At 64.4% G+C, this 17,110-nt stretch carries 17 protein-coding genes; 9 read left to right on the forward strand and 8 right to left on the reverse strand.

Annotation, left to right across the window (positions count from 1 at the left end; translation table 11 throughout):
* Positions 1-39 precede the first annotated feature (39 nt).
* Complete coding sequence (locus OHS03_RS23255; RefSeq protein WP_328656997.1) at positions 40-525, forward strand: hypothetical protein; 486 nt, start codon at positions 40-42, stop codon at positions 523-525.
* A 170-nt stretch (positions 526-695) separates the two neighbouring features.
* Here OHS03_RS23255 and OHS03_RS23260 read toward each other — a convergent pair whose 3' ends face one another.
* From OHS03_RS23260 to OHS03_RS23275, 4 genes are all read right to left on the reverse strand, one after another.
* The gene (locus OHS03_RS23260) at positions 696-1,652 is read right to left on the reverse strand and encodes an alpha/beta fold hydrolase (RefSeq protein WP_328656999.1); all 957 of its coding nucleotides are present in this window, start codon (positions 1,650-1,652) and stop codon (positions 696-698) included.
* 128 nt (positions 1,653-1,780) lie between these two features.
* A complete protein-coding gene (locus tag OHS03_RS23265; RefSeq protein ID WP_328657001.1) occupies positions 1,781-2,647 on the reverse strand; it encodes a GyrI-like domain-containing protein in 867 nt (288 codons plus the stop codon).
* Positions 2,648-2,781: 134 nt separating this feature from the next.
* Positions 2,782-3,405 carry a hypothetical protein gene (locus OHS03_RS23270; RefSeq protein WP_328657003.1) on the reverse strand — a complete coding sequence of 208 codons (624 nt, stop codon included), beginning with the start codon at positions 3,403-3,405 and terminating at the stop codon, positions 2,782-2,784.
* 407 nt (positions 3,406-3,812) lie between these two features.
* A complete protein-coding gene (locus OHS03_RS23275; RefSeq protein ID WP_328657005.1) occupies positions 3,813-5,117 on the reverse strand; it encodes a cytochrome P450 in 1,305 nt (434 codons plus the stop codon).
* A 348-nt stretch (positions 5,118-5,465) separates the two neighbouring features.
* Here OHS03_RS23275 and OHS03_RS23280 point away from each other — a divergent pair, with 348 nt between their 5' ends.
* Positions 5,466-6,800, forward strand: a complete 1,335-nt coding sequence (locus OHS03_RS23280; RefSeq protein ID WP_328657007.1) for a lipase family protein — start codon at positions 5,466-5,468, stop codon at positions 6,798-6,800.
* Positions 6,801-6,841: 41 nt separating this feature from the next.
* Positions 6,842-8,098, forward strand: a complete 1,257-nt coding sequence (locus OHS03_RS23285; RefSeq protein WP_328657009.1) for a PucR family transcriptional regulator — start codon at positions 6,842-6,844, stop codon at positions 8,096-8,098.
* A 27-nt stretch (positions 8,099-8,125) separates the two neighbouring features.
* On the opposite strand, the gene OHS03_RS34735 is transcribed toward OHS03_RS23285, so the two are convergent.
* Complete coding sequence (locus OHS03_RS34735) at positions 8,126-8,263, reverse strand: hypothetical protein (RefSeq protein WP_357365130.1); 138 nt, start codon at positions 8,261-8,263, stop codon at positions 8,126-8,128.
* Between OHS03_RS34735 and OHS03_RS23290 the strand changes: the two genes are divergently transcribed.
* Entirely contained in the window at positions 8,217-8,318 is a 102-nt protein-coding gene (locus tag OHS03_RS23290; RefSeq protein ID WP_357365348.1) for a hypothetical protein, read from the forward strand. The two genes, OHS03_RS34735 and OHS03_RS23290, sit on opposite strands and share 47 nt — an antisense overlap.
* Positions 8,319-8,713: 395 nt before the next feature.
* A complete protein-coding gene (locus tag OHS03_RS23295) occupies positions 8,714-9,052 on the forward strand; it encodes a hypothetical protein (protein WP_328657011.1) in 339 nt (112 codons plus the stop codon).
* Positions 9,053-9,535: 483 nt separating this feature from the next.
* Here the strand turns inward: OHS03_RS23295 and OHS03_RS23300 are convergent, their stop codons facing one another.
* Entirely contained in the window at positions 9,536-10,075 is a 540-nt protein-coding gene (locus OHS03_RS23300; RefSeq protein WP_328657013.1) for a hypothetical protein, read from the reverse strand.
* Positions 10,076-10,244: 169 nt separating this feature from the next.
* Here OHS03_RS23300 and OHS03_RS23305 point away from each other — a divergent pair, with 169 nt between their 5' ends.
* Positions 10,245-10,961: a GNAT family N-acetyltransferase gene (locus OHS03_RS23305; RefSeq protein WP_328657015.1), complete on the forward strand. Its 717-nt coding sequence runs from the start codon at positions 10,245-10,247 to the stop codon at positions 10,959-10,961.
* A 239-nt stretch (positions 10,962-11,200) separates the two neighbouring features.
* Here the strand turns inward: OHS03_RS23305 and ychF are convergent, their stop codons facing one another.
* Both ychF and OHS03_RS23315 read right to left on the reverse strand, forming a co-directional pair.
* Positions 11,201-12,280, reverse strand: coding sequence for a redox-regulated ATPase YchF (gene ychF, locus OHS03_RS23310; protein ID WP_063005505.1), 1,080 nt, complete (start codon positions 12,278-12,280; stop codon positions 11,201-11,203).
* A gap of 80 nt (positions 12,281-12,360) precedes the next feature.
* On the reverse strand, positions 12,361-13,281 hold the full coding sequence (locus OHS03_RS23315) for a quinone oxidoreductase family protein (protein ID WP_062984556.1): 921 nt from the start codon (positions 13,279-13,281) through the stop codon (positions 12,361-12,363).
* Between the two features lie 192 nt (positions 13,282-13,473).
* On the opposite strand from OHS03_RS23315, the gene OHS03_RS23320 reads away from it, so the two are divergent.
* The 3 genes from OHS03_RS23320 to OHS03_RS23330 all read left to right on the forward strand — a co-directional run bounded on the left by OHS03_RS23320 (position 13,474) and on the right by OHS03_RS23330 (position 17,100).
* Positions 13,474-14,316, forward strand: coding sequence for an AraC family transcriptional regulator (locus OHS03_RS23320; RefSeq protein ID WP_328657017.1), 843 nt, complete (start codon positions 13,474-13,476; stop codon positions 14,314-14,316).
* Between the two features lie 4 nt (positions 14,317-14,320).
* On the forward strand, positions 14,321-14,722 hold the full coding sequence (locus tag OHS03_RS23325) for a VOC family protein (protein ID WP_328657019.1): 402 nt from the start codon (positions 14,321-14,323) through the stop codon (positions 14,720-14,722).
* A 125-nt stretch (positions 14,723-14,847) separates the two neighbouring features.
* Positions 14,848-17,100, forward strand: coding sequence for a carbon starvation CstA family protein (locus tag OHS03_RS23330; protein WP_062984562.1), 2,253 nt, complete (start codon positions 14,848-14,850; stop codon positions 17,098-17,100).
* The last annotated feature ends 10 nt before the right edge of the window (positions 17,101-17,110 follow it).

The raw sequence follows: 17,110 nt of genomic DNA on the forward strand, positions 1-17,110 counted from the left end.
CACCGAACTGGCCCGCCTCCACGCAGATAAGGTCGCTCGATGGGCAACAGATTCGGAGCACGGACGCTCGGCGTGGAAGTCAATATGAACAACGGCAGCACTGACGTCTTCTGCGATGTGATCGCTCTGGCAGGTTCCCCCATCGCGCGAACCGCATGGCAGCAGAACCTGGTCATACATTTCTGCGATACCTCCCGAGCCTCCCGTGGTTTCGCGGGCTTCGACCTCGAGGAAATGCCGTGGACCCCCGACCATCGAGCCGAACAGAATTTCTTCCTCGACATTCTCGATCGCGCCACCGCCCGAACTGCCTGGCAGAACCTGAACTACACCCCGTCCATCGACTACAACCTCGCCGCCTTCACACGCATGGTCGCCGACTTCGACCCCGCACTGGCATCCACGTCCCCCATGGGCGACTGGACATCCCCGTTGCCCCTGAGCTTCCTCGAGCTGTGCACCCGTCACTCCGTTTTCCACGGCAGTTACCGATGCCGCCTGTGCGAGCGCGACGACACCATCTAATCGAGCACCACCGCCGTCGATCGATGACGGCCTCGGCAGGCGCACACCATCGGATCATCGGGCCCCTGCGATCCCTGATCTATTGACCGCCGACTTCACCGGGTAATCCATGCAGCGTCTCCAGTTCGACGCGAGCTGAGACGGCACCTGTGGCCGACGGCCGGGGTGGGTCAGGCCGCGAGTGCCAGCTGGACGCGTGCGGGCTGGTCGGCGTGGGCTGCTCGGCCGACCAGGCGGGCGATGGCCTCGGCGACCTGCGCGGGCTGTTCGAGGATCACCGAGTGGCCCGCGCCGTCGATCTGCACGAAGTCGGCGTAGTCGACGGCGGCGGCCATGGCGATCGAATGGGACGGGGGCGTCATCAGGTCTGCGGAGCCGCACAGGATCATGGTGGGGACGGTCGAGAGGGTGGCCAGGGCGGCGGTGCGGTCGAAGGTCTTGAAGGCGCTCAGGAAGGTTGCCATGGTGACGATCGACGTCGCGTTGTGCATCGCTTCAGCCAGCGCCAGCACGCGCTGACTGACCTTGCGATCGCCGAACTCGGCGGTGCGCACGACCGGGGCGAACACTTTGCAGGCCAGCACCTTCGCGTGTTGCATCAGGCGCGGTGCGCGCCGAACCGCGGCCTGGAAAACAGGGACGATCGGGTTGTGCAGCAGTCGACCGAAGCCGGCGTCGGCGAGCCCGCTCGCGGCGGTGGCGACGAGCCCGACGCCGACGATGCGGGTCCCGACCTCGTGCCGGTACTGGTCGACGTAGGTCAGAACGGTCATGCCACCCATCGAATGCCCGACCAGCACGACCGGCCCGGTCGGGGCGACGACGTCGAGCACGTCGTGCAGATCATGACCGAGCTGTTCGATGTTGTAGGTCTTCCTCGACGCCGCAGCGGAGTCACCGTGCCCGCGATGGTCGTAGCACACGACCTTGGCGCCGGTGTGCTCGCGCAGCAGCGCGTCCCGCACATCCGTCCACGACTCGGTCCGCAGGCAATGTCCGTGGATGAGGACAACCGTCATATGCGCATCCCGCGCCCCGTACTCACGAACCGCGAGGTCAACGCCGTCACCGGTCGACACCGAAACACGACGCTCGGCTGAGCGGACAAGTGTGCTGATGTTCGACATCGGAGCCTCCGGTTCGCGTGTGGTGACAACATCCACTCTGCGCCGAATCGGGGCCCCTCATCAGGGCCCCGAGTACTGAGCCCGCTCCCCCGAGGGTGCACAGAACACCACCTTGGTGTCGCGGCGCGTCAGCTCCGTTCGACAGGGAGCCACAACTCGCACGTCGCGGTGCTGAAGTCGTCGGCCCGGTCGAGCACCGAGACGATGGACGGGCCCGGACGCAATCGCCAGGGGTTCGAGGGGAACCACTCCGTCGCTGTTGCCGCCCACGCGTCCTGAAGCTGTTTCGGATGTTCACCCGTCGTGCCGAAGACCGCCCACATTCCGGCGGGAACCTCGATCGCGTCGAGGTCCTCTTCGACAGCGGTTCCGGCGGCGACAGCGACGCCGTGCAGGTAGGTCAGCTCACTGTCCTGCGCGTAATCCGGGTCGACCTCCGCACTCACCTGCAGCAGGCCGCCGGGCTCGGTATTGCTGAGCTGTGCGAGGCGTGCGTGCTCGGCCACGGGTAGCGACGCGATATGCGCTTGGATATGTGGGTTCACACCCTCGTGGATCAACGGCACGCGAGCGGCGTGGCCGATGAGTCGGAACGAGGGCTGTTCGATGATTCGGGCATCCATGGCGGTGCTCCCTTCGACGGTCAGGCGGAACCTGAGTTGCGATTGACTTCGAAGGGGGCCGCCGTCGCGTCGCACATCAGCGGGCCGTACGCCGTGAACAGCACGGAACGCTCGCCCGAATGCCTCGGTCGACCCGTACCCGTACCGGACGGCGATCGTCAGCAGATCCTCGCCCCCGATCACATCGGCCGCGGCGACCGTCATCCGTCGCCGACGGATGTAATCGGACAGCGGCATCGCCGCCAACGACGAGAACATGCGTCGCAGGTGGTATTCGGTAGTTCCCGATCGCGAGGCGAACGCATCGACGTCGACCTCCGCGCCGAGGTGCTCTTCCACCACAGTGACGAGGCGATTCAGTAACTCGATCACGGCTACCCCCTTCCCGAACGATTCTCGTCAGCCGAAGACCTGCGCGCCCGATACTTTCTGCCCGATCCGATCGGGTGCCGCACACTGGTGCGCTCGCATACGAAAATCGCCTTCCGCCCAAAGCCAAACGAGCACTATTGATCGGTCGGCTCTACATCCGTGATACCGAAATCATACTTACGATTCAACATTGCATGGTCGCTGAGACTATCTATCTGCGTCGAGTATTCATTCACCAGGGCAACCCAGGTGTCGACTAGATATCCTCGCAAATCGTCCCCCTGATCCCCATCTCGAAGTTGCTTAAGGACGGGAACTTGGAGACTATTAGTTGCGCGATTGCATTCTGTCGCTGTTAACAGAATTTCGTCCAGCCCAGACTCGGAGAGCATAGCGTCCGCCCATCGAGACAGCACGAATCTCCAGTCAACTTGCCGTCGCTGAAGCTCGTCATTCACCAGGCGTAGCCAGTCGGGGTCGTCGAACAGCACATTTAACCGTTCCGGGATTTCACCGAGCCGGTTGCAATATATCGACGAGAAATGGCTGTCCAAGATCTCTTTGAGCTCTGCCGACGACTTTTGAGACAACGGCCGAGCAGCACGATCATCGAAGGAGATGCAGCCCGCCAACTGAACGAGGAGCCTGCGACTGATGTTGTATTGGCCCACCAGGTCGTCGCGAGCTATTCTTAGGACACCATTCTTGATACGAGTAGACCTCCGCGAAAGAAGCCGTTCGATCACGGCTGCGGCCACCAATATCATCAAGAAATCGGATACCAATCCAGATATTATCTGATGAGACGACCAAAAAGACGCGAGAAAGCCTAGCGGCCAATCACTAGAGGCTACGACAGCAACCAGAAGAACTACCAGGAAAATTGAGAACCGTTGCCGCATCGAATTCCACCCCACATAGCCTCAATAACCTATCTTTGCGAGATGGTATCAAAAATAAAAGACGCGCGCAGATCTCTATTTAGCATCGCCACATAGTGAACGACGTCCGCATCAGAAAGCGCAGCGCAACCGAGGTTTGCGTCCTTGCCTGATGCGGGCGCCGAGCCCACCATCACAACGAGCACCAATCTGTCTTGGAGGCTATGCCCACTGCGAGCTTGGAACCGACTGGTCAGCGTGCCTACATGGGTGTGGTGAGCGGGTCAGCTGATGGACGAGTGACTGCGGACGCGCGGACCGGTGTGCGCGGGAAGGTGCTGATAGCCGTGCAGGGTGAAGAGGGGCCGCCGGGTGGGCGGATGGGTCAATCGCAGATGCGGGAAGGTCTCGAACAGCGCGCGCAGGGCATGCGCCGCTTCCATCCGGGCCAGACCGGCGCCGAGGCACACATGGCTACCGCTGCTGAAGGACAGATGATTCTTGGCGTTGTCCCTGGTGATGTCGAACCGGGACGGGTCGGTGAACACGGCGGGGTCGCGGTTCGCGCCGGCCAGTGACAGCACCACGGTCGACCCCTCACGCAACTTGAGACCTCCGATCTCCAGCGCCGTCCTGGTGGTGCGAGCGGTGGACTGCACCGGCGGATCGATTCGGAGGATCTCCTCCACCGCGTTGGGCCAGAGGTCCGGCTCGGCCTGCAACCGGGCCAGCTGTTCGGGGTGCTGGAGCAGCCAGACGACACCCTTGCCGATCAGATTGACCGTTGTCTCGAAGCCCGCGGCCATCAGCAGGGTCGCCGACGCGCACAGTTCGTAGGTGGACAGATCACCCGAGGTGACCAGGCTGCTGAGGATGTCGTCGCCGGGTTCGGCGCGGAGCCGCTCGAGGTGGTCGACGAGATACCGGTGCAGTCGCTCCGAGGATTCCATCGCCCGCTGGTGCGTCTGCCAGGAGATCCCGAGGTCGAGCAACGGACTGATCTCGTCGCCCCAGTGCAGGAACATCTCGCGGTCGGCGTCCGGGAAGCCCAGCATCTCGGAGATGATGGCGATGGGCACCTGCGCCGCGAACCGCGTCACCAGGTCGGTGTGCCCGTCGTCGGGCAGCTCCGAGAGCAGTTCCCCGGTGACCGTCTCGATCCTGTCGCGCAGCCGGGCGATGGCCCGCGGGGTGAACGCCGTGGAGACCGGTTTGCGCATCCGGGTGTGCTCGGGCTCGTCGATCACCAGCATCGACGGCGGATCCATCAGATTCGGCGGAAGAGGCTGACGCTCCAGCGCGCGCAACACCGGCCCCGGTATCCCGAACACAGTGGGTATACCGACACCGAAACGGCTGTCGCGCAAGATATCCCGGACCATGTCGTGATCGAAGGTGATCCACACTGGAAGAGCGCGGATCAACCCACCCTCCCCGCGCATCTCCTCGATCAGCGCGTACGGATTCTCGATCCCCTCCGCACCACCGATCAATCGAGCGAACGGATTGCCACGACGAAGCAGGATCTTCTTGAACAGCAGGACCAACCCGTGGTTGTTGACCCACCGATACATGTAATGCGGTTTCATCGAGCCCCTCCGATCGTCGAACCGGCGAATCCCCTGGGTGCTACGAATATCACACGATTGTAACGACAATCACAGGCCACGCGGAACCCGCTGGAACGGGATCTCGAGACCTACCGACTTCCATCCACTGAGTGGAGTTGGCGGCAGTCTGGCGCGGTCGACCCGAAGCATCGGGCCGGCAAACCCGATCGAGCCTGGTGAAGTGCCCTCGGATCGGTTGTGCACACGCACAAATGTTGGCATTCACTGCTGGGATCGTGCCGAAGACTCCGCACTGTGTCATGCGATGTTCTTGTTCGAGGTGCCGGGAGGCTTTCGACACTTCATGGCAATGACGCTGGAGGTTCAATGGGTAAGACGTGGTTGCGACACTGGACTGTCGCGACGCTATCCGCGGCAACTGTGCTGGTCAATGCCGGTACCGCGGTAGGTGATCCCACCGATATCGCATTCCCTCCAGACCAGAACCAACTCCCGCAACTGCCGTCCGAACCGCAGATCTACGATCTGCTCCCGATTCCGATGCCCTCGGAAGACCCCTGGTACAACGATCCGGACGACCTTGCCTCCTACGCGCCCGGTCAGATCGTTCGCACGCGGGAGGTCCAGACCCGCTTGGTCGGCATCCCGTTCCCGGTTTACACCAAGCAACTGCTGTTTCGGTCCAACGATGTCCACGACAATCCCATCGTGACAGCCACGACCGTCATCGTCCCGGGCATTCCGTGGCAGGGCAGTACACGGCCGGTGCTGTCGTTCCAGGAGGCCATCGACTCCACCAACTCCTCCTGCAATCCGTCGTACACGTTGCAGGTCGGCACGATGAAGGAGTCCGCGCTAGCGATCTACTGGCTGATGCAAGGCTTCGCCCTCAACGTCCCCGACTTCGACGGCAAGTTCAATACGTTCAACACCTACGCCGAGGGCAAGATGGTGCTGGACAGCCTGCGCGCGGTGAAGAACGATGCGGGACTGGGTCTGTCTGATGCCGGCATCGCGCTGTACGGGTACTCCGGTGGCGGCTCGGGATCGATTCGCGCAGCCGAACTGCGCGCCACCTACGCGCCTGATGTGCGGCTGCTGGGCACGGCCGTGGGCGCCACCCCCGGCAGCCTCACGGGAATCGCCCGATACGCGGTGCAGCCGCAGACCGGACTCGCAGGGATCGGCAACTTCACCATGTGGCTCGGGCTCGTAGCCTTCGCGCGGGAATACCCGGATGTGTTCCGGCCCGAGGAGTTGCTGACCGAGGAAGGCCAGCAGCTACTCCGCGATTTTCAGTCTCGCTGTGTCATCACCCTCGCGCCGTCGGGGATATACCGCCCACTGAGTGCGTATTTCAAACCGGGCAAATCACTGGAAACCGAGCCCGCTATCCAGCGAGTGCTGGAAGACAACAGCCTCGGCAAACACATACCGGACACCCCGATCCTCTGGTGGCACGGTATCTGGGATGAGGTCGTGCCACCGTCGACAGTGCTGCCGACAGTGAACAAGTACTGGGACAGCGGTGCGGACCTGCGGTTCATCACCGTTCCCCTTCCTGAGCACGGGGTGAACGCTGTCACCGGCTGGATTCCGTCGGTAGCCTGGACCAGCGCAGTCTTGCGCGGCTTGCCTCCGGGCCCGACGTTCAACCTCGGGTTCCCCGCACCGCTGCCCGAAGGCTTCCCTGGCTCTTGAGCCGATCGGTCGACGCGGGTACCGGCGTCTTAGGAGGGCACATGACCCAGATGTATTCCCCCGAGCCCGGGCTCGCGCACGATAAGCGGTGGCAGCAGGTAGTCGAGCGGACGCACGCCAAAGCGGCAGGCTTGGCCACCACCCTCGAGACTGATGATCTGCTGCCCCACTCCATGCTGGACGCAGACTTCAAACCGAGCGTCCAACTCAATATCGCACTGTTCTTCCGGTCGCTCACCGTGGACTCCGAACTGTCCAGAGAAGACACCCGCCCGATCGTCGAGCGGGCGATGCGGTTGGTTCGTGACGGTATGTCCATCGAGGAGATCCTGACCAATTACCGGGTCGGCACCGCATTCCTGTGGAGTCGGTCCATCTCGGTCCTCGAACCGGACGAGTACCCGCTGCTGCCGGAACTCGGGCTGCGCCTGACCAACTACCTCAGCCTGGTGGTCACACACATCGCCACCGCCCTGATCGAGGACAGTCGCCAGCCACGCTGGGACATCCTGGAACGCCAAGGCGAGATCGCTGCCGACCTGCTGGCCGGACGCGAGATCAGCGGGTGGACAGGCGCACCCGAAATCCCCATCGCGGAATCGTTCCTCGTTGCCGCGGTACGGCTCGGCGAACCCGCGCCCGGCACGCTCACCGCCCTACGCAACCGGCTCGGGCAGCTCCCGGGCACCTTCCTCTACCGCGACAACGGCGGCTGGATCGCGCTCGTCCCCCTGCGCCCGGTCGACGAAGACGATCCGGCGGCAGCGCTGGCCAGCCGTATCGGGTTGTCCGGCAAGGATGCTCAGCCCGGATGCTGGATCGGCGTCGCGACCGCCCGCACCCGGGCGGACATCCCCGGGGCCTATACCGAAGCGCACACCGTCGCCGAGACGGCCCGCGCTCTTGCCCGGCCCGAAACAATCTGCACCCGAAGGCACATGATGTTCGAATACTCCGTGGCTGCGGGCGGAGCCACGCTCACCGCCCTGGCCGCGCTGCTCGATCCGCTCGCCGATCATCCTGCGCTGCTGGAGACCCTCGACGCGTTCATAGACAGCGAGTTCAACCACAACGCCGCCGCCCAGGCACTGTTCATCCACCGCAACACCGTCACCTACCGACTCTGCCGCATCACCGAACTGAGCGGCTACGACCCCCTACTGCCCAGCGGCGTTTCCACTCTCATGGCCGCACGGGTCGCCCAGCGCATCGTTACCTACCCAACCACTTCAACCCGATCACGGGAAACGACCAGAGCCCCATCCGGTTCTCCGGACGGGGCTCAACAAAGTCGATGATGCAGGCTCAAAGCCTTTGGTGCTACATCACACGTTGAAGCGGAACTCCACCTGCTTGACAGCCCACTCCCCGACCACGTAGCGCACCGCCGCGCTGGGCGCCGAACAGGTCGCCCAGCTGCGCGCCCGAGCCACCGCCGGCGAGGCGAAATCCAAGCTGGCCAACGACTTCGGTATCAGCCGTGAAACGGTCTACGCCGACCTGCGCGCCGCACCGTAGCCCAGCTCGCACGAATCCCGAACTCGATGCGAGACCGAGGTTGAACCTACGGACCGTCTCGCTTCCTCGAGCACTTCAGCCGGGACAGTCAAGAGGGCTGGATTACCGCACGGAACCCTGTGGCTTCGGGGTGCGTCATAGAAGGTGTAGGCGAGTTCTGTACCGACTCAATCAATTTGGGGGTCAATAAGAATGCGTAAGATCCTGACCAGGGCCACGGTCATCCTCGCTTTTGCGACGATGGTGACAGTCGTCTCTGCTGGGCAAGCCTCGGCGATCACCGGGGGGCAGTGTGTAGATGGCGGCGGGGTCGTGATCCACGAGATGGATGGGACCAGGACCTGTATCGGCGGGTTCTACACGGGACTCGAGATTCTCTTCTGACGGGAGCACACATGACGGACACCAACGAAACTCACGCGACTCTGACAGGTGCGGCTCCGGCCCTGATCCGAGCCTTGCGCCAAGCCGCCGAATCAGCCGAGCACAACGGCCGCGCGTGGTTCGGAGTCGAAGACGTCCTTGCGGTTCTACTCGACGAGAACAAGTCGGCGCTGCGGCACTACGCAGCCCAGCAAGGCTTGGTCGATCAGGTCGATGCGATCAGCGAACTGGCACAGTCGATCGTGCCCGGTCCCGCCAGCGGGGCGACCACACCAGCGGCGCCGGTCCGTGTCGAATTCACGATCACGGGCCCCGACGCCGCGGAGCTAGAAGCGAGTATCCGCGCCTGAGCGTGGTCGGAGCCGTCTCGAAGGAGCAGATGGCGGCCGCCCGTCGGCGTTGAAGTGGAACGACCCGCCCCGAGACTGGGGTGGGGGTCGTTCCTTTTCGAGGTCAACCGCAGGCATACGGGAGCCGATACCGAACGGGTCGATGAACATTCCGCCGGCGGGTTCGGTACGGGCCGCCCTCCGATCCGACCGCGTTCGGCAAACGTTCGTTTTCCGAACACACGTGGACCTCCACTGCGTTGTCTGACGGGGGCCGCGCCAGCCCCTGACCACCCCACTCATGGACGCACCCCCACTGCGGGAGATCGTCGCACGATGCACCGGATACGCTTGTCGAATCAGCCTCCCGACCAGCTCTGTAGGCGTCATCTTCTGGGATCGAGCGATAGCTGAACTGTCGCGGGTTGTCGGCGGTTTCGAATTTGTGGGTGATCGGAAATGAGGTGCGGTGTTCCGGACGGAGAACACGGACCTCGTTACGGTCTACTCAGCGGTCGGATCAGGGTGAGTCGGGTTTGGTGGATCTGAGCGGTGGTAGGCGCTGGGAAGCCAATGTGCAACAAAGCCCCAGCGGGGTGTTCCCCCGACCACGAAATCAAGCTGTCCCAGCTTCCCATCGAGTGAGCGCCGCGCGGCGTTCACGAACGCGATCTGGGCTTGGGTGAGCGTCGAGTGGACTCGCTCGTACTCGGCTGCGACCTTTGGCTCGCGAGCGATCAATATGAGCAACGCTTCGATCGCGGCCCGGATAGGCAATGTCGCTGCACTGACATCCGTAGGAGCCACCAGGCTGAGCGCTGCCAGGGAGGCATTGAACGATTCCCAATCGGCGGTATTGGGTCGATTGGCCGCATACGCCTCGCGAAGGTCGATTTCGACCTTGCCGTACTCCTGGAGAAAGGTGGAGTACGCGGCCGACTGACTGTCTCGCATCAGATGACGATCCTGGCTCTGACGGCTCACCCGACCGCCAGCGAATATGCCCGCCAATGCCGTGACAGCTGCCAGTCCGGACGTGGCCATGACTGTCCAGAGATCCGCCAACCGACACCCCATTCAAATCGAGACCTATTGAACACCAACGGTACTCGCCCACTGCGGCAGAAGACGGGCTCGAGTAATCAGCTGTGTTCCCAGGTGATAGGTGCGTCTCGAAGACCCGTTCACGTGGACCCAACGGCACCAATTCACTATGGCCACCGCGGTGCTGGCCACCGAGGACGCTACGGCGCCGGTAGTGCCGACGGTGACGATGTCACCCCTCATCGTCCAGGCACTGCTGTACCTTGCGCAAAACTCCTGGACAGCTCCGTACCCCGAAACCGACGATCGACCCATGCCACAAGCCGAACTGCGTTGCCACCGAATCACTCTGGTACCGCTTATCGAAGAACACCTCGACTACGAGATCGAACTGGACTCCGACCCCGATGTCATGCGCTACCTCGGCAATGGCACAGCGCGCTCGCGCCCGGAGATCGAGGACGCCCACCGCAGGCGACTCACCGCCGCAACGCTGATCCCCGGCATCGGATACTGGATCGGGCTCGTCGAGGACTACTTTGTCGGATGGTGGGTTCTCGCGGCTCCCGAACGCCCGGACCAGGGCACCATCGAGGGACAAGCCGAACTCGGCTACCGCCTGCTGCCCCGATACTGGAGACAAGGCTTGGCCGGTGAAGGAGCACGGGAACTTCTTCGGCACGGCTTCGAAGACCTCGGACTGACACGGATCTTCGCCGAAACCATGAGCGTCAACACCGCATCACGCACCACCATGACATCCATCGGGATGGAATACGTCCGGACCTTCCACCTTCAGTTCGAGCAGCCGATCCCCGGGACCGAACACGGCGAAGTCGAGTACGCCATCACCACCGACCAATGGCGCACCAACCAGCCACGCTAGACATTCCGGCGCACGACCCGGGGCACCGATGTTCGGCAAACGGTCGTTTTCCGAACACCTCGGGGCGAAACTTCAAGGGCCGTGATCGGTTCGGGACTACGCCAGATCGTCGCTGCAGTCGTCGAGTTCGCACTGCAGATGGGGCAGCTGCACTTGCCCTCGTCGTCTCGAATCAAGCACGGTGACGTGCCAGAACACGGACAACATGGAGCACCTACTTGTTCTTCGACGCCGAGCCATCACACGTTGAAGCGGAACTCGACTACGTCGCCGTCGACCATGACGTAGTCCTTACCTTCCATACGAACCTTGCCCGCGGCCTTGGCGGCTGCCATGGAACCCGCGTCGACGAGGTCGTTGAAGGCGACGATTTCGGCCTTGATGAAGCCGCGTTCGAAGTCGGTGTGGATGACGCCGGCGGCCTTGGGGGCGGTGTCGCCCTGGTGGATGGTCCAGGCTCGGGATTCCTTGGGGCCTGCGGTGAGGTAGGTCTGCAGGCCGAGGGTGTGGAAGCCGGCGCGGGCGAGGCCGTGCAGGCCGGGCTCGGTCTGGCCGATGGACTCCAACAGCTCCAGGGCGGATTCGTCGTCGAGTTCGAGGAGCTCGGCTTCCACCTTGGCGTCGAGGAAGACCGCGTCGGCGGGGGCGACGGTGGCGCGCAGCTCGGCGAGCTTGGCCTCATCGGTGAGGACGGATTCGTCGGCGTTGAAGACGTAGAGGAACGGCTTGATGGTGAGCAGGGAGAGCTCACGCAGCAGGTCGGCGTCGATCTTCTTGCCCGCGGCGAAGAGGGTGGTGCCCTCGTTGAGGAAACCCTCGGCGGTCTTGGCCGCGTCGAGCAGGGGCTTGCGGTCCTTCTTGACCCTGGCTTCCTTCTCGAGGCGCGGGATGGCCTTCTCGAGGGTCTGCAGGTCGGCGAGGATGAGCTCGGTTTCGATGACCTCGATGTCGGCGGCGGCATCGACCCGGCCGTCGACGTGGATCACGTCGTCGTCGGCGAACACGCGCACGACCTGGCAGATCGCGTCCGCCTCACGGATGTTGGCGAGGAACTTGTTGCCGAGACCCGCGCCTTCGGAAGCGCCCTTCACGATGCCGGCGATGTCGACGAACGACACCACGGCGGGCACGATCTTCTCGGAACCGAAGATCTCGGCGAGCTTGTTCAGGCGCGGGTCGGGCAGCGGGACCACGCCGACGTTGGGCTCGATGGTCGCGAACGGGTAGTTCGCGGCCAGCACGTCGTTCTTGGTCAGCGCGTTGAACAGCGTCGACTTTCCGACGTTGGGCAGGCCGACGATTCCGAGGGTGAGGCTCACAAGGAGCAGAGTCTACGGGTCCGCGACCGCGACCGAACCACCGGAACCCGCCCCGTCGGCCGGGGCGGGTCGAGCAGCGATCAGGGGACGAGGACGACCTTGCCCAGGTTGGCGCGCTGCTCGATGACCGCGTGCGCGGCGGCGGCATCGTCGAGCGCGAACTCGGCGTGCACGACCGGGTGCAGCAGACCGGAGGCGTAGTACTGCCAGACCTCTTGGCGCAGGTCCTCGTAGCGGGCCGGGTCGCGCTGGGCGAGACGGCCGATCCGGAAACCGGTCAGGGTCTTGCCACCGGCGAGGAGATCCTCGGTGTCGACGAGGCCGCCGCCGGTGCCGTAGGTGACCGCGCGGCCACCTTCCGCGAGACCGGCGAGGGTGCCGTCGAGACCGGTGCCGCCGACGCCGTCGAGGGCGTAATCAGCCTGCTTGCCGCAGTGCAGCTCGCCGTAGGTGAAGACCTCGTCGGCGCCGAGTTCGCGCACGAAATCGATCTTCGACTCGTCGGACACCGCGCCGACCACCCAGCTCGCTCCACGCACCCGCGCCAACTGCACCGCGAGGTGGCCGACACCGCCGGCAGCGGCGGTGACCAGCGCGGTTTCGCCCTCACGCGGGGTGGCGGTGTCGAGCGCGCCGAGCGCGACGAGCCCGCTGCGCATCAACGCGACGGCATCGACCGCGGAAGCGCCGTCCGGGATGGCGGAAGCCTGGTCGACCGCGAGCACGACGTACTCGGCATAGGCGTCGGAGGTACAGAGCCCGACCACGCGATACCCGACGCCGTATCCGTCGACCCCGTCACCGACCCCGACGACCTCACCGGCGATTTCGGCACGCATCTGCGTGACCGGCGCGGCACTGATCCGCCGGATCGCCGACAGCGTGACGCCGATGGCCTCGACCCGGACCAGCAGCTCACCGACACCGGGTACCGGCATCTCGGCCGCGACGACCTCGAGCATCTCCGAACCACTGCTGCGCTCGTACTGAACCCGCCGCATGACACCTCCTACAGAATTGAGCGAAGGCGCAACATTAACCGGCTGACCTCGCGTTTCCACAGGCCATCGGCCTACGAGTGCTAAATCTCACCGCCTCCGCCGCATGGCGGAGAGCACCTTCACGGTCCGGTTACCCCGCAGCGATGCCCGAGACGCGTGGGTAATCCCACACCCCCGGCGTAGCGTTGCCCTATGGAGGCGACCACGGAGGTGGTGACCGCGGCCCCCGCGCCGGTGTTGGCAGCGTTCATCGACCGGTACGTGGGCTATCGGCTCGCGGGTTTCGAGCCCGGCCTGCACCGCGGCCTGCCATCACGGCACATGACGTTCATCGTCGCCATCGGCCCCACCATCGATGTCATCGAGCAAACCGATCCGCACCAATCCCCCGGCAGCTATCGCTGCGTACTGAGCGGCTTGCAGGCGAGCCCAGCGATGATCGCGCACACCGGTTTTCAAGAAGGTGTGGCGATCGAACTGACCCCGCTGGGTTGCCGGGTGCTGTTCGGCCTGCCCGCGAGCGAACTGTGGGACACCTCGATCGAATGTTCCCAAGCGCAAAGCACTCTCGGTGACCATCTCGCCGATGCCGTGCAGTCGCAACGGGATTGGCCGAGTCGATTCGCCGCGTGCGACCGAGCCCTGACCGCGGCGGCCCGAACCGACACTCTCGCCGGTCCCGAATTGACCTGGGCCTGGCGCGCTCTCGTCGAGACCGGCGGTACCTATGCGATCAACCCGCTCGCCGATCGAATCGGCTGGACTCGCCAACACCTGACCCGCAAGTTCACCGCCGAATTCGGCGCGAGCCCGAAACTGGCTGCGCGGATCATCCGGTTCGAGCGCGCCAGGCGCATGCTGGTGAGCACTCCGTCCTACATCTCCATCGCCCAGGTCGCGAACACCTGCGGCTACTACGACCAAGCCCACCTGAACCGCGACTTCGCCGAACTGGCCGGCGTGGCCCCCACCGCCTGGCTCGCCGAGGAGATTCCATCCGTCCAAGACCCGGGGGCCGGACCAGCGAGAGGCTGAGCACATGGAAACTTCACCGAACACCATCTGGCCCTGCCTCGCCTTCGACGACGCCCGCGCCATGGTCGAATTCCTCACCACCGCTTTCGGTTTCGAAGCAACTGCGGTCTACGCCAGGGAAAACGACGACTCCGTCGTCGAACACGGCGAACTGCGCTGGCCGGGCGGCGGCGGCGTCATGTTCGGGTCCACCGGCCGCGACGACAGCCCCTTCGGCACGCGCCCACCGGGCGTCGCCAATCTCTACCTGGTCACCGACGGGCCCGACGCGCTCTACGCCCGGGCGAAGGCCGCGGGCGCGCGGATCATCCGCGACCTGCGCGACGAGGACTACGGCTCCCGTGGCTTCAGTGCCGCCGACCCGGAAGGCAACCTCTGGAGCTTCGGAACCTACCGGGGCGAATGACCAGCTGAACAAAATTTCATTCTGCGCACGATCGTGTGCGAACCTCTCCGTCGCAGTTCTGCGATCAGCTACGTTGTCGATTGCTTCACCCGAGGCTCTGCGCGTTATACAGGAGAGTTGAGTCAATGGCGACCATCGAACATCTGCGGACCGACCCGGACTTGCCTCCGGTCGGTGTCGTCGATCGCACGCCGATCACGCCCGCCAAGAAGGCCGTGTTCGCGGGGATCGCCGTACTCGGCGCTGTCGCGTGGACGATCATCGCGTTCGTGCGCGGCGAGTCCGTGAACGCGGTGTGGATCGTGATCGCGGCGGTCTGTACCTACATCATCGCCTACCGCTTCTACGCGCGGTTCATCGAGTGGAAGATCACCAAGCCGCGCGACGACGTGGCCACGCCCGCCGAAATCTATGACAACGGCAAAGATTTCATGCCGATGGACCGGCGGGTGCTCTACGGACACCACTTCGCCGCCATCGCGGGCGCCGGTCCGCTGGTCGGTCCGGTGCTGGCCGCGCAGATGGGTTATCTGCCCGGCACCATCTGGATCGTCGTCGGCGTGGTGTTCGCCGGCGCGGTGCAGGACTACCTGGTGCTGTGGGCCTCGACCCGTCGACGCGGCCGCAGCCTCGGCCAGATGGCGCGTGACGAGCTCGGCGTCGTCGGCGGTGTCGCGGCGATCGTGGCGATCCTGGTGATCATGACGATCCTGCTGGCGGTGCTGGCGCTGGTGGTGGTGAACGCGCTCGGCGAGAGCCCGTGGGGTGTGTTCTCCATCGCGATGACCGTCCCGATCGCCCTGTTCATGGGCATCTATCTGCGGTACCTGCGGCCGGGTGCGGTCGGCGAGGTCTCCGCGATCGGCATCGTGTTGCTGCTGGCCGCGATCATCGGCGGCGGCTGGGTATCCGAAACCGAGTGGGGCGCGGACTGGTTCACCCTGTCGCGCACCACCATCGCATGGTGCCTGATCGCCTACGGCTTCATCGCCTCGGTGCTGCCGGTGTGGCTGCTGCTCGCCCCGCGCGACTACCTGTCGACGTTCATGAAGGTCGGCACGATCGTGCTGCTCGCGGTCGGCATCCTGATCACGATGCCGGTACTGAAGGCGCCCGCCGTCTCCGAATTCGCGCACACCGGCGCCGGTCCCGCGTTCGCGGGCAGTCTGTTCCCGTTCCTGTTCATCACCATCGCCTGCGGTGCGCTCTCGGGTTTCCACGCGCTGGTCTCCTCCGGCACGACGCCGAAACTGATGGCCAAGGAATCCAACGCCAAGATGATCGGCTACGGCGGCATGCTGATGGAGTCGTTCGTCGCGATCATGGCGATCATCACCGCCTCGATCATCGACCAGCACCTGTACTTCGGCATGAACGCCTCGGCCGGACTCACCGGCGGCACGGCCGAAGGCGCTGCCAAGTTCACGAATTCGCTCGGCCTGTCCGGTCCGCCCGCCACGCCGGCACTGTTCACCGACGCCGCCGCCGAAGTGGGCGAGAAGTCGATCGTCTCGCGCACCGGTGGCGCACCGACCCTGGCGATCGGCATCTCCGATGTCTTCTCGCAGTTCCTCGGCGGCTCGACGATGAAGGCCTTCTGGTACCACTTCGCGATCATGTTCGAAGCGCTGTTCATCCTCACCACCATCGACGCGGGCACTCGGGTGGCGCGCTTCCTGGTCTCGGACGCGCTGGGCAACTTCGGCGGCGGGTTCAAGAAGTTCCGTGATCCGTCGTGGCGGATCGGCGCCTGGCTGTGCTCGCTGATCGTGGTCGCGGGCTGGGGCGGGGTGCTGCTGATGGGCGTCAATGATCCGTTCGGCGGCATCAACGCGCTGTATCCGCTGTTCGGCATCGCCAACCAGCTGCTCGCCGCGATCGCGCTGATCGTGGTGCTCACGATCATCGTCAAGCGCGGGCAGTGGAAGTGGGCGTGGATTCCCGGTGTTCCGCTGGCGTGGGATCTGGTGGTCACGATGACCGCGTCCTGGCAGAAGATTTTCTCCGACGATCCCAAGGTCGGTTACTGGAAGCAGCACAGCCTGTGCGAGGCGGCCAAGGACGCGGGCAAAGCCTGCCTGACGGCGAAGACGCCCGAGCAGGTCGACATCGCGATCCGCAACACCTTCATCCAGGGCACGCTGTCGATCGTGTTCGCGGTGCTGGTGCTGATCGTCACCGTCATCGGTGTGCTGGTGTGCGCGAAGGCGATCCGCACAGGCACGGTGACCAGTACCGAGTCCGAGGAGCAGCCGTCGAAGATCTTCGCCCCCAGCGGTTTCGTCGCCACGGCCACGGAGAAGAACGTGCAGAAGGAGTGGGACGCGTTGATCGCCGAGGGCAAGGTGAGCGCGCCCGGATCGGCGCACGTCTCGTGAGTGTGGTCAG

Origin of the sequence: Nocardia salmonicida, assembly GCF_036142455.1 — a bacterium.
Lineage (GTDB): Bacteria > Actinomycetota > Actinomycetes > Mycobacteriales > Mycobacteriaceae > Nocardia > Nocardia salmonicida.

Coding starts and splice junctions, on each gene's coding strand:
- OHS03_RS23295 (WP_328657011.1), top strand. CDS start 8,714: ATGACGGACACCAACGAAACTCACGCGACTCTGACAGGTGCGGCTCCG.
- OHS03_RS23320 (WP_328657017.1), top strand. CDS start 13,474: ATGGAGGCGACCACGGAGGTGGTGACCGCGGCCCCCGCGCCGGTGTTG.
- OHS03_RS23285 (WP_328657009.1), top strand. CDS start 6,842: ATGACCCAGATGTATTCCCCCGAGCCCGGGCTCGCGCACGATAAGCGG.
- OHS03_RS23275 (WP_328657005.1), bottom strand. CDS start 5,117: ATGAAACCGCATTACATGTATCGGTGGGTCAACAACCACGGGTTGGTC.
- OHS03_RS23305 (WP_328657015.1), top strand. CDS start 10,245: ATGGCCACCGCGGTGCTGGCCACCGAGGACGCTACGGCGCCGGTAGTG.
- OHS03_RS23260 (WP_328656999.1), bottom strand. CDS start 1,652: ATGTCGAACATCAGCACACTTGTCCGCTCAGCCGAGCGTCGTGTTTCG.
- OHS03_RS23315 (WP_062984556.1), bottom strand. CDS start 13,281: ATGCGGCGGGTTCAGTACGAGCGCAGCAGTGGTTCGGAGATGCTCGAG.
- OHS03_RS23325 (WP_328657019.1), top strand. CDS start 14,321: ATGGAAACTTCACCGAACACCATCTGGCCCTGCCTCGCCTTCGACGAC.
- OHS03_RS23300 (WP_328657013.1), bottom strand. CDS start 10,075: ATGGCCACGTCCGGACTGGCAGCTGTCACGGCATTGGCGGGCATATTC.
- OHS03_RS23280 (WP_328657007.1), top strand. CDS start 5,466: ATGGGTAAGACGTGGTTGCGACACTGGACTGTCGCGACGCTATCCGCG.
- OHS03_RS23255 (WP_328656997.1), top strand. CDS start 40: ATGGGCAACAGATTCGGAGCACGGACGCTCGGCGTGGAAGTCAATATG.
- OHS03_RS23330 (WP_062984562.1), top strand. CDS start 14,848: ATGGCGACCATCGAACATCTGCGGACCGACCCGGACTTGCCTCCGGTC.